Origin of the sequence: Adlercreutzia rubneri, from assembly GCF_009755265.1 — a bacterium.
Lineage (GTDB): Bacteria > Actinomycetota > Coriobacteriia > Coriobacteriales > Eggerthellaceae > Adlercreutzia > Adlercreutzia rubneri.
This window is the reverse complement of sequence record NZ_WPOO01000007.1, coordinates 52,628-64,425: the sequence shown is the minus strand read 5'-3', so window position 1 is coordinate 64,425 and position 11,798 is coordinate 52,628. Positions and strand designations below refer to the sequence as shown.

Below are 11,798 nucleotides of genomic sequence, written 5' to 3'. Positions count from 1 at the left end.
ACAGAACTCGTTAAGTATATCCGAGTTGGTCAGAGAAAAGTCCCGCGATCACGCGGGACTTTCCAGGTTTCTCGTCTTCAGTTGTGGCTTTCCGCACTTACACGTCGGCGGCGGCGCTTGCGGTGGCGCTTTCTAGCTCCTCTTGGGCGAGTTCGCGGTCGTATTCGCGGTCGATGGCGCTTTCCGGAGTCGGCGGCTTAATCTGGAAAGGCACCGCTGGCGTAAACAGGCTCACCACCGGCACAATCACGAGCGAAAGGATCATGCACAGAGCGCCGCAGTTGATGGGGCTCGCGATAAGCGGCGTGCCACCGGACAGGGCCAGGCCCATGTTCACGGCCGTCAGCCCCACGCCCACGGCAAACGAGCACCACACGCTCGCCTTCGAGATACGGCCGGAGTACAAGCCCCACAGGAAGGGGCCGAGGAACGAGCCGGCGAGCGCACCCCAGGAGTAGCCCATGAGCTGGGCGATGAACACCACCGAGGAATGATACTGGAACAACGCGATGAGCGCGGAGATGGCGATGAACACCACGAGCAACCCACGCATCCAGATGAGCTGCTTCTTCTCGGACATGTTCTTGATGATATTGCCGTTGATAAAGTCGATGGTCAGCGTAGAAGATGACGTGAGCACCAGCGACGAGAGCGTCGACATGGAGGCCGACAGCACGAGCACAATCACCAGGCCGATGAGCACGTCGGGCAAGGTGGACAGCATCGTCGGGATGATGGAGTCGTAGATGGGCGTGCCGTTGGCGGCGTACTCGATCTGGCCCTCGTAGAGGCGACCGAAGCCGCCGAGGAAATAGGAGCCGCCGGCCACCACGAAGGCGAAGATGGTGGAGATGATGGCACCCTGCTTGATGGCCGGGCCGGTCTTGATGGCGTAGAACTTCTGCACCATCTGCGGCAGGCCCCAGGTGCCCAGCGACGTGAGGATGACAACGCCGAGCAGGTTGAACAAATCGGGCCCGAAGAAGCTGACGAAGGGGCCTTGCATGGCCGAACCCTCGGCGGGGATCTGCGACAGCGAGATGATGGCCTCGGAGAAGCCGCCGTTGTTCAAGATGACCGCCACGATGACGGCGATGATGCCGAGCAGCATGACAATGCCCTGAATGAAGTCGTTCATGACCGTGGCCATATACCCGCCAAGCACCACATAGATGCAGGTGACCACCGCCATGCCGATGACGCATACGTCGTAGGGCAGCGCGAAGGCCATGCCGAACAGGCGCGACAGGCCATTGTAGACGCTGGCGGTATACGGGATGAGGAACACGAAGATGATGGCCGCCGCCGCAATGCGCAGCGCCCGGGAGTTATAGCGCTTGCCGAAGAACTCCGGCATGGTGGAGGCCTGCAGGCGATGGGTCATCTCGCGGGTGCGGGGGCCCAAGACCCACCAGGCAAGCAGCGAGCCAATGATAGCGTTGCCGATGCCGGCCCAGGTGGCCGAGATGCCGTACTTGAAGCCGAACTGGCCCGCATAGCCGACGAACACCACGGCCGAGAAATAGCTCGTGCCATAGGCGAAGGCGCTCATCCACGGACCGACGTTGCGGCCGCCCAGGATGAAGCCATCCACGGTGCCCGTGTGCCGACGGCAGTAGATGCCCACCGCCACGGCCACGGCCACGAAGGCGATTACCAAAAGAACTTTCGCGATCATTTCCCTCTTCTTTCCTTCCAGTGTGCGGATACGTCCGATGGCGCACACGACTTTTCGCCCGGGGCTACAAAAAAATAGCCACGGGCGAAAACCCGTGTGCTATTGGTATCGGAACTCAAATTGTGGGGAGACCTCGCGCAGGGACTGCTGGGCTTCATGCTGGCTGGCAACAGCGCGGGCCGCCTCGGCGATACACTGAGCCGCCTTGTGCGCACTGGCCAGCGCACGCTCGACCGCGTCGGTGCAACACTGGGCAGCCTTATGCGCGCTCATGAGGGCGCAGGCCACCGCATCGCGGCAGGTCAGCGCAACCGCTCCGGCCCCCCGAGTCATCGCGCGAACACCGAAGATAGCCGCGGCCTCGCGGGCACACGACTGCTGGGCGATGTGCTGGCTTGCCACAGCGAGCGCCGCCGCATCCATGCCACCTTTATGTCCCTGAACGAAAATCATGGCCGACACTTTAGCATAATAAAGTGTGTTTGTGAGTCATAATTTGGAAAAGCCGGCGAGAAGGTGCTGCAGCCACGACTGTCGCGGCCATGGCTTAGAAGATATCAGGAAGCCGTGATGACATTAAGTCCCTTTCGCGACTTCGAGTTCCTTTTTGGCTTGAAAATCACGAAAAATCGGCGCGATCGGAGTAGTAGAGACTTTTTTGTAATACGCCACCTGGGAAAACGAGCGCTTTTGTATTACTGAGAGGCCTTTTTGGCGCTCTTCGCCCGATCTTTCGTGATTTCTAAGCCAAAAAGGCCGCGGGAAGGTCTCTTTTAGGCCCCGTATCCGATCTTTCGTGATTTTGAAGCCACATTTCGCGCCAAGGCATCTCCATCAAGAACATCTTCAGCGAGAACGCCTTCAACGATTCCCGCAAAATTGGAAGAGGCTTCGAGGTGCGCGTTGTGGCCAGCATCGGGGACGAGCTCTGTGGGAAGGCCGGCAGCGCGGACGCGGGCGGCTACCGCGGAGTACTTCTCATCAAGGACGCCGGCAACGTAGAGCACCGAAACGCCGCGGTTGGCCAGGTCGGCAAGGACGCCAAGCGTAACCGTTTCGGCAGCTTGATGGTGAGCACCCCAGGCTTCCAGAGAGCGGGTCAAAGGCTCTGCATCGCGGGAGGTGCGCTCGGCTCGAATGGCGGCGCGCGCTTCCGCGGGAAGCGCACGCTGGCTGGCGAACAACGGCAGCGTCTCCCACCAGTCCATGAAGGCCGCAACGCCCTCATCGCGAAGCCGCTGAGCCCAGGCGCCATTGCGCTCGGCTAAGGCGGCCCGAGCGGCTTCGTCGGCAGGCCCGAGCCCCGCGCTTTCTAAAACAAGCCCGGCCAGCGGCAGATTGGGATAGCGCACCACGGTTTCAGCGGCGATGCGGCCGCCCATGGAATAGCCAACGAGCACGGGCGCGGCATCGACCTGCGCGACCAAACGCACGATGGCCGCCACCCGATCACACGCCGCATCGAGGGAGGTCAGCGGGTCGCGCACCGCCCCAGAGACGTTTTTGGCATTCGCGTCGCCTTCCGCGCCCTCCCCGTCTTCCCCCGCCTCCGTACCTTCCAAAACCTCCTCAACGCTTGACAGATTGAGGTCGCCCTTGCACTCGTACAAATCGGGTGCACAGGTGCGGTGACCGGCCGCCTGCAGCCGCTGCGCTACCGCATCCCACGACGCAGGCGTTTGAGCGAACCCGTGCAGAAGGATGCAGGGGGCCATCCCTTCACCGGCAGATCTCACCACGGTTCCACCGCGTCCCTCCGTAATCGTCCCGCCATCGCGCAACTCACCCGAACCCACAAGCGTTATCGCTGATAGGGGGCGTAGCGATCGCGGACGCCGCGCAGGGGCAGGGCGACCTCGATGAGGCTTATGCCCGGCGTGCCGAGAAACTGCTCGTAGGCGCTGCGGAAGGCGCCGACCGTGTGCACGCTGGCCGAGGGGATGCCGAAGGCGGCGGCGGCTTCGGTGAAGCGCACGTCCTGGGGCGCGAGGAACAGCCGCTCGAAGTACGGGTCGGCGGAGGCCTGGGGCAGCATGTCGAAAATGGCGCCGCCGTTGTTGTTCAGAAGAACGATGACCAGCGACGGCGTCCCTGCGGGTCCGCGGCGCTGGAGCAACATCTCGCGCTGGAGCGCCAAACCGGAAAGGTCGTGCAGCAGCGTGAAGTCGCCGGTGAGAAACGTCGTCTGGGCGAAGTGCTGCGCCGCGCCTACCGCCGTGGAAACCACGCCATCGATGCCGTTCTGTCCACGATTGGCCATCACAGCCAGGGGCTTTCCGTCCTTTACATAGAAGGTGTCCACGGCACGGATGCTCATGGAATTCGCCGAAAAGAGGCACGAGCCTTCCGGCGCCAGCTCGAGAAGCGAGCGCACGTAGGCGCCTTCCGTGGCCTCGGAATCGTGGGTGGCCACGCCGTCCCATTCCACGGCGAGAATGCGCAGGCGCGCCTCGTCGTTGAGGGCGACCCAGGTATCAGCGAAGCGGTGCTGAGCCTTGCGGCCCTCGGCGCGCCATCCGCTGCGCACGAACCCGAGGGGCGTCGTGCCCACGAACACGTCTGTGGTCGCGTTGAAGTCGCGGGTCTCAGCGATGTCGACGGCCAGGGAGACGGGGCGCGTCCTCTCAAGCAGGGCGGTTGCGCTCTTCGAGACAGGATAGCGGCCGAAGCGGATGACCACCTCGGGCACGGGGCAGTCGGCGCGGGCGCAGAGGTTGTCGTAGTTGTCGATGATGAGCGGGTCGTCGATGGAGCGCAGACCCGACAGCGGATCGGCAAGCACCGGCAGCGACAGCTTGCGGGCCCAAGCGAGAATCTCCTCGGCTTCCGCCACGGTCTCGCAGGAGCCCTCGCCGGCGAGCACCAAAGAGGGGCGCTTCCACAGCAAGCGCTCGATGGCCTCGATACTCGAGGGGGGCAATGTGCCGGCAGGGCCAACGAGCGGCCCCAAATCGAGAAGGGTGCCGTCCTTCGCGGCGATACTGGCGTTGCGAGCGCCCAGAGCGAAGCAGTCGTGGGCGGCGCGCTGCATGGCCTGCAAATCGGCGCCGGCGAAATCGGGCTTGAGCGGGGCATCGAAGGGGAAGTTCACGTGCACGGGGCCGGCCAGGTGCATGCAGGCGCGGGAAGCCACCTGCAGGTTTGGATCGTAGTTCACGATGTCGCCGGCCTCGTTGTAGAAGACAGGCTGGAAAGAATCGGCCTCTTCAACGGCTGCGGCCGCAAAGTCGCCAGCAGTATCCCACGCAGGAGCATCGGCGGGAGCGTCATCGATCGCAGAATTCGCCGGCATCGCGACGGTAGCAGCAGGATCCATCGGCAGCGCGATGGTGGCAGCAGGGTCCTTCGGCAGCGCGGCGGCCCCGGAGCCAGCTGAAACAGCAGCATGCTTGCCGAGGGAAGCCGCCGCGACCGCAGAATCCGTCCCTTCATGCACGCCGGTCGCCACGGGCTCGCGCAACCCCTCCTTCACCGGCGCCGGCTCTCGGTAGGGAGCCAGCGTAGCCGTCGGGCCAAGCGCGGCGAGCACCGCCTCGCGAGCCGCCTGGCGGGCAAAGGCGATGTCGCGGTCGCGTCCGCGCGGCGTGGGCATGGCGCGGAAGGAGCGCACGTGACTGCCATAGGCCTTCAGCTGATCGGTGGTCTGCGGCGCGCCGAGGCCCTGCAGCTGCGGGGGCCGGTCGCCAGACAGAACGATGAGCGGCACCCGGGACGTTTCCGCCTCGATAACCGCCGGGTAGTAGTTCGCCAAGGCCGTGCCCGAGGTGCACACGAGCGCCACGGGGCGACCGCTCGCCTTCGCAAGACCCAGGCCGAGAAAAGCAGCCCCGCGCTCGTCGATATCCACGTAAACCCGCAGGTCGCAAGGTCTGCGCTGTTCTAACTCGTAGGCCGCCATAGCCAAGGCCGTCGACCGCGAGCCGGGGCTCACCACCACCTCGCGCACGCCCCAGCGCACCATCTCGTCGAAAAACGTCGCCACGAACAGCGCGGTATCCTGCTGATGAGTCGTCGTTATGGCCATCGCCACTTCCTTTCGCGAATTTCGTCCGTCCATGATAGCGCACGAAACGCCCCCGGAGAGCCGCGCGACAAGAGGCTACGCGCCGAAAGCGGAAAGGATGGTGCGCAGCTTCAGGTCGATCTCCGCATATTCGGCGTCGGCGTCGCTGCTCGCCACGATGCCACAACCGCCGTAGACATAGCCCATCTCGCCGTCGAAGACCCCCGCGCGCAAGGCCACGGAGAACTCGCCGTCGCCGGCACCGTCCACAAAGCCGCAGGCTCCCGCGTAGAAGCCGCGGCTGTAAGGCTCGATGGCCCGCAGCAGCATCTTCGCCTCGCCCACCGGCGTGCCGGCCACGGCAGGCGTGGGATGCAGGTCTTCCATCAGGTCGGTCAGGGTGACGCCGGCGAGCACACGGGCGCGGGCCGGCGTGTACAGGTGCTGCACATGGGCAAGTCGCATGATCTCGGGCACTGCGGGCACATCCACGTCGTAGCAGACACGGTCGAGCACGCTGCGGATGAGCTGCACCACATAATCGTGCTCGGCGCGGTTCTTCCCGTCAGCCATGAGCGCCTCCGCCAGCGCATCCGATTCCGCCGAGGTGGCCCCCGTCGGGCACGTTCCCGCAAGGCACATCGACGCCACAGCATCGCCGCGTTTGCGCACGAGCAGCTCCGGCGTGCAGCCGCAGAAGAACACGTCGGCGTAGCGGTACAGCAGCACCGTGCCCCGGGCGTCGCCATCGATGAGGTTCACGAGCAGATCCTTCGACGAGAAAGGATGCTCAGCCACAAGGCGCAACCGACGCGAGAGCACCACCTTCGACACCCGGCCCTCCCCAATGGCCGCAAGCGCCGCACCCATGGCCTCGTCCCAAGCCTCGCGAGAATCTGGCTCGAGGGAAAATGGAATGACCGCGCGTTGGCGGGGCGGTGCAGCGGCCACCATGCGCGTGAAGCGAGCCACGCGACCGGGATACACCGGACCGAGCGAGTTTACCTGGAGAAACCGCCCGCGTTCGTTCTCGATGAGCACGATTTCCGGCAGCATGAACCGCAGCCGCGGGAAGGAGGCCATCAACTCGTCGGCCGGCGCGGGATTGGTGGCGTCGAAGCGGTTGAACGAGAAGAACACCGGCGGCTGCTCGACGGCAGCGTCGCCAACCGCGGCTTCGGCCCGGCCGGCCCCCGCGGCCCCAAAGGCAACGTCGCGGCCATCGCCCAGGCCCTCCCCCGCGGCCGCCACCCCGCTCGCGTCGCCCCTGAAGGCCGAGGCACAGCCTTCTGCGGCCGCCACCACATGCAGCGGGCCGCCCTCGCCGCTCTCGTATTCCACCTCGCGCAAACTCGGCAGCGCAATGCAGCGGCCGAGGCCCATGTAGCGGCAGGCGCGGGCTTTGTCGTAATACACGAACTGGTCGGTAAAGCCCTTCTGCAACGCGCAGAACGCATCCACCAAATCGGCTTCGATCGGAGTGTTGCTCGTATAGATTCGCGTCATAGTGGTATCTCGTTTGCCCTGTCTCGCCTCATGAAAGCGTCGTCAACCGCGGCGCGGCGCAGCTATCCTGTCCCTGGCGAGATTCTACCACTCCATAATCTGGAAGTTATGGACAGCGGGAATGGGACTCACTTTGCCGTCCTCGTTGACCGAGCGCACCTTCATGGAAAACATGCCCTCTTCCTGCGGCGTCCACTCGAACATCCACCATACCCAGCGCACCGCATCGGTGCCCGCCGTCTCGTGGCGCGTCCACGTGGTACCGTCGTCGAGCGAGAACTCCACCGCCACGATGCGCTTGTCGAAATCGTCGGCCCAGCCCTCGAAGATCATGGTCTCGCCCACGCGCCCCACGTACTCCGCCTTGCAGGAGACGTTGGGGCGGTTGGTGTAGTCGTGCCCGTCGTCGGTGAAATCGGGCAGCGGGGGCACTTCGTCCTCGCAGGTGAAATCGATCTTCGCTATATCGCGAATGAAGTACTTGGCCGGGAAGCCGGGAATCCACAGCTGGTTGGAGCATCCCATCACATCGGCGATGTTCTCGCCGTTGATCTTGTCGGCGATGATGGCGCCGCGCTCGATGAGGAAGTCCAGCGGAAACGACACCACCGCTCCATCCGTTGCGGTGAACGTGACGGTATTGCAGCCCTCGGCCGCCTTCGGGTCGATGCCCTGCTTCTCGGTTGACTGCTCCATGACTTCCGCCTTGCCCTCACGTTGCTTGCTGTCCCCATTGTACATGAGCGCGACCCCGCCGGGAGGCTGGCAGAGTCGCGCTTCTATGAAGCCGGCGCCGGGGAGGGACGCGGGCTTTCAGGGTTAGGCCGCGAGGGCCGCAAGCGTGGCCAAAGACACGCCCGACACCTCAGCGTTGGCGATGGCGCCGCCGCCCGGGCCGTTCGTGGCGCAGGAGCAGCCGATGGTGTAGGAGTCGGCCCCTTCGTCGGCGGCCAGATCGCCCACCGTGGCCTGAATGAGACAGGCACCCTCTGCCGTCACCTCGATGGGCCCCGCCGCCGCAGCCGGGGCGCTCTCCCCCGGCGCGGCGCACAATGTGGCAGCGGCTTTGGCGAACACCGAGGCGATGGCCTCGGTGGAGGTCGTCACACCTTGGTCGTAGCTGAACTGGCCCTCCACCTGCTGTATGCCGGCGGTCTCGGCCACCGTCTGCTCCGCAGCCTGCTCGACCGCACTCGTCGGCGCCGCATCGGCCGTGATGCCCATGACGGCAGGAGCCGCCGCCAGCGCCGCCGAGCTCAGCAGAATCAAGCTGCCGGCCGCCGCGCCGATAGTCTTCGTCGTCGTCACGATGCTCTCCTTCCCTATTCGCTCACCTGAACGATGATGTTGGCGTCCTTGCCCTGCTCGACGCCGTCCTTGCTCACGGCCTTGGCCTTCACCACGTAGGTGCCGGCCTTCTCCGGCGTCCACGTCATGGTGAAGTGGGTCCACTGATAGGGGTCGAACTCGTCGGGGGAATCGACCTCCACCCAGTTCTTGCCGTAGTCGAAGGAGATGAGGATCTTGTCCACCTCGTACTTGAAGTCGTCGCCGAACGTCCAGCCCCACGCGGCGCCTTCCATGACGAGCGGCTCGCCGACCTTGCCCTGCACGCCGTCGTTGTCGAACCAGGAGGTGTCGAGGTTGATGGTCTTGTTCACCTCCAGCAGCCCGGCGGCGACGTCGCTGTAGCTCGGCGGATTGTCGGTCTGGCTGAAGTCGAGGCCCACCAGGTTGCGCACGGTGGCCGTGCCGCCGGTGCCGGGCACGAAGATCTTGACCGGGCCGCCCTGATAGATGGACAGATCGTGGCCGTAGGCCTCGAGCACGATGACCGCGTCGTTGTCCAGATAGGCCTGCAGGTCGGTAGAGCCGCCGGGGAAGATGGCCGTCCAGCCGTCGCAGGCAACGGGGGTAATGGTGTTGACGCCCGCATCCACGCCGCCCACGGCCTCGATGAAGTCGGCCAGGCGCACGCCCTTCATGGGCATGTTGTCCAGCATGGCGGTGTTGTAGCCGGCCACCAGGCACATCTGCGCCGCGGTGAACTCGGTCTGGGGCATGGCCTTCAAGTCGTCGATGGTGTACTCGCCGGACTTGCCGACGCCGGTCACCTTCAGCCGATAGCTGCCATCGGCCACGGACTTCTCCAGCGCGTCGTAGGTGTCGTTGCCGTCGATGCGCTCGAAGTTCAAGATGTTGAACTCGGCCTCCTCGGCGCTGGCGTTCTGATCCACCTCGAAGGAGACGTTGGGCTCGGCCAGGCGCACCACGCCGCTGAACGTACCCTCGTCCCAGCCGTGGCGGCTCAACCAGTCGATATCCACCTCGTCCTCGTTGGGGTAGCCGCCGTAGCGGGCATCGTACTGGATGTCCTCAAACAGCTTCATGACGATGTTGCCGTCATCATCGGTATCGGTCACATGACAGCTCCAGCAGTTGCCGTTGGCGTTCACGAACTCGGTGCTGCCGTAGTGGCGCACGTGGATGTTCTCGGACATGATATTGCCCGCCGTGCCCGCCTTCGAGAAGTGGCAGACCACGCAGTCGCCGTTGTAGGTGCCCTTCTTCATGCCCACCTGGTTCGTGATATGCACGAAGCTGCCGTTGTTCTTGTCCAAGGTGAACAGGTCGTCGTGGCACGCGGCGCAGCCGCGGTTGCCGGAGTTCTGGAACTCGGCATTGCGCTGGATGTCCGGGTACAGGCCGGTCGAATGCTCGGTGAAGTCCGCCGCCGTGGAGAACGACTGGCTCTCATCGGCCTCCTCTCCCGTCTCGGCCACAGGCGTCGAGCCCGCACCTCCCTCCTGGGGGGCCGCTGTCGGCGCACAGGCCGCCAGGCACAGCACCAGAGCGGTCAGGCACACTGCGGCCACGAGCGCGTGCTTTCGGCCGAAGCGCACACCTCCGCCCTCCGTTTTCCGGCTGAATACTCTTTTCATACTATCCTCCTTCTCCTACCGGGCGAGGGTCTTGCACGCCCTCGCATCTGGTGGGAAGTCTCCCAAATTGCATAGATCTGAGCGTCATCATCGGTGCAGCAAAGCGCAGGTAAACACTATGAAAACGTACTCATTTGTTGAGTATTTCCCCTAAACGGGCCCCTCGGCACGCCTAGGCGGCGCCATCGGGACGCACCCCTTCGCTATAATCGGGAAATCGAGGGAAGGGAGAGTCATGGGTCGGGAGACACGCGAGATGGCACGCGAGCATCCGCGAGGGCGCACCTTGCTCCTCGCCTGCGCCCTGGGCGCCTACTTGGCGTGGGAGAACCTGTACCACGACGAGGGGTTCCTGTTCTTACCCGGCTATCTCAACCAAGTGGAGAGCTGCGTGGCCTCCTACGGAGGGGCCTTCATTGCCTGTGCGCTCATCGCGGGCCTCCGCTCGTCGTGGCGCGCGCACGAGCGGCGCTGGCTTTTTGGAACGGCCTTGGCCCAAGGCGCTCTGGGCCTCGCGTTCTACGGTGCCGTGAACGTGCAGGCTCCCGCGGGCATCGTCGGCGCACAGCTGCTTTTGAGCGCGTCCTTCTTCGTCGTGCTCTTCTTCATGATGCGCGCTCTCACGGCGCTCCCCCTGGCGCACGCGGCCCTCCTCATCGCCGGCGGCATCGGGTTGTACGGGTTTTTGGAATGCGCTGTGTGGGCCCTCGCCCTGGCAATGCCCTTCTTGGGCCTGCGTTTTGCCTTGCACCTCGGCCTGCTCGTCGGCGCCTTCGTCTGTCTGCGGGCAGGATCGGGCGCCGCGAACGCGCGGGAAGCCGCTCCCGAGCCCCAGAACGTCCCACGGCGCGCCCTTCCCCCGGCGTTGCTGCTGCACACCGGCGCCTACTGGTTTGTCTTCGGGCTGACCCACGCCCTGGCCAGCGGGGTAATCCCCATGGGCCACGACAAGCTTCTTCCCTGCTACCTCGGCTCCATAGCAGCGAGCCTCGTCTTCTACCTCGTGTTCGTGCGCCCCGAAAACGTCGAGCGGCTCTGGCCGAAGGTCCGCGCCTGCATTTTCCCGCTGACCATGCTGAGCTTTCTGCTGCTGTCCTTCGCTCTGAGCGGATTCACCTTCGTCTCCATCGGCTTCGCCCAATGCGCCATGGATACCTACCTGGCCTTCTACTTGCTCGCCACACTGGTTGTGGCCCGAAAGATCGGCGGCAGCTTCACACGCACCGCCCTTACGGCCGCGCTGCTTGCCGTGCCCTTCGTCATCGGCGGCGTTGTTACGGGCGATACGCTGAAGACGGCCCTCCCCCTGAGCCCTCTGTTCTACAACGTGCTGTCGGTCATCGCCTTCGCGCTGCTGGTAGCCGGAACGTTCTGGGTCGGCGACGATCGACGCGCCGAGCTCGTGTGGGGCCTTGAGAAAAAGCTCAGCCCCAAGCGGTTCGAGGACAAGGAGACCGCCGACCGCTGCGCCCAGGCCGCAAAAACATTCGGCCTCACGAAACGCGAGGCCGAGATACTGCTCTTTCTTGCCCAAGGGCAGAGCGCTGCCGCCATCGCCGAGAGCGAGGTCATCGCCCTCAACACGGCCCGCACCCACATCGCGCGCATCCATCGCAAGATGGACGTCCACAACCAGCAGGAGCTGCTCCGCCGCCTGCGCGAGGTATAG

9 protein-coding genes are annotated in these 11,798 nt (G+C 64.6%); 1 reads left to right on the top strand and 8 read right to left on the bottom strand.

Annotated elements, in window-relative coordinates; translation table 11 throughout:
- Nucleotides 1-97: 97 nt before the first annotated feature.
- From GO707_RS05860 to GO707_RS05825, 8 genes are all read right to left on the bottom strand, one after another.
- Nucleotides 98-1,678, bottom strand: coding sequence for a sodium:solute symporter family protein (locus tag GO707_RS05860; protein WP_157012492.1), 1,581 nt, complete (start codon nt 1,676-1,678; stop codon nt 98-100).
- Nucleotides 1,679-1,777: 99 nt separating this feature from the next.
- A complete protein-coding gene (locus GO707_RS05855; RefSeq protein WP_157012491.1) occupies nt 1,778-2,131 on the bottom strand; it encodes a hypothetical protein in 354 nt (117 codons plus the stop codon).
- Nucleotides 2,132-2,451: 320 nt separating this feature from the next.
- Nucleotides 2,452-3,417 (bottom strand): alpha/beta fold hydrolase, encoded by a 966-nt coding sequence (locus GO707_RS05850; RefSeq protein ID WP_157012490.1) that lies wholly within the window; start codon nt 3,415-3,417, stop codon nt 2,452-2,454.
- 62 nt (nt 3,418-3,479) lie between these two features.
- Nucleotides 3,480-5,702 (bottom strand): 2-succinyl-5-enolpyruvyl-6-hydroxy-3-cyclohexene-1-carboxylate synthase, encoded by a 2,223-nt coding sequence (menD, locus tag GO707_RS05845; protein ID WP_157012489.1) that lies wholly within the window; start codon nt 5,700-5,702, stop codon nt 3,480-3,482.
- 75 nt (nt 5,703-5,777) lie between these two features.
- Nucleotides 5,778-7,187, bottom strand: a complete 1,410-nt coding sequence (locus tag GO707_RS05840; protein WP_232325629.1) for an isochorismate synthase — start codon at nt 7,185-7,187, stop codon at nt 5,778-5,780.
- 84 nt (nt 7,188-7,271) lie between these two features.
- The gene (locus GO707_RS05835) at nt 7,272-7,883 is read right to left on the bottom strand and encodes a molybdopterin-binding protein (RefSeq protein WP_157012488.1); all 612 of its coding nucleotides are present in this window, start codon (nt 7,881-7,883) and stop codon (nt 7,272-7,274) included.
- A gap of 123 nt (nt 7,884-8,006) precedes the next feature.
- On the bottom strand, nt 8,007-8,495 hold the full coding sequence (locus GO707_RS05830; protein WP_157012487.1) for a hypothetical protein: 489 nt from the start codon (nt 8,493-8,495) through the stop codon (nt 8,007-8,009).
- 14 nt (nt 8,496-8,509) lie between these two features.
- On the bottom strand, nt 8,510-10,129 hold the full coding sequence (locus GO707_RS05825) for a molybdopterin-dependent oxidoreductase (RefSeq protein WP_157012486.1): 1,620 nt from the start codon (nt 10,127-10,129) through the stop codon (nt 8,510-8,512).
- 235 nt (nt 10,130-10,364) lie between these two features.
- Here GO707_RS05825 and GO707_RS05820 point away from each other — a divergent pair, with 235 nt between their 5' ends.
- Nucleotides 10,365-11,798, top strand: coding sequence for a helix-turn-helix transcriptional regulator (locus GO707_RS05820; RefSeq protein WP_157012485.1), 1,434 nt, complete (start codon nt 10,365-10,367; stop codon nt 11,796-11,798).

What these genes read in the sequence shown, in the direction of transcription:
- GO707_RS05860 (WP_157012492.1), bottom strand. Translation starts at nt 1,678, where the DNA reads ATGATCGCGAAAGTTCTTTTGGTAATCGCCTTCGTGGCCGTGGCCGTG.
- GO707_RS05855 (WP_157012491.1), bottom strand. Translation starts at nt 2,131, where the DNA reads ATGATTTTCGTTCAGGGACATAAAGGTGGCATGGATGCGGCGGCGCTC.
- menD (WP_157012489.1), bottom strand. Translation starts at nt 5,702, where the DNA reads ATGGCCATAACGACGACTCATCAGCAGGATACCGCGCTGTTCGTGGCG.
- GO707_RS05840 (WP_232325629.1), bottom strand. Translation starts at nt 7,187, where the DNA reads ATGACGCGAATCTATACGAGCAACACTCCGATCGAAGCCGATTTGGTG.
- GO707_RS05835 (WP_157012488.1), bottom strand. Translation starts at nt 7,883, where the DNA reads ATGGAGCAGTCAACCGAGAAGCAGGGCATCGACCCGAAGGCGGCCGAG.
- GO707_RS05825 (WP_157012486.1), bottom strand. Translation starts at nt 10,129, where the DNA reads ATGAAAAGAGTATTCAGCCGGAAAACGGAGGGCGGAGGTGTGCGCTTC.
- GO707_RS05820 (WP_157012485.1), top strand. Translation starts at nt 10,365, where the DNA reads ATGGGTCGGGAGACACGCGAGATGGCACGCGAGCATCCGCGAGGGCGC.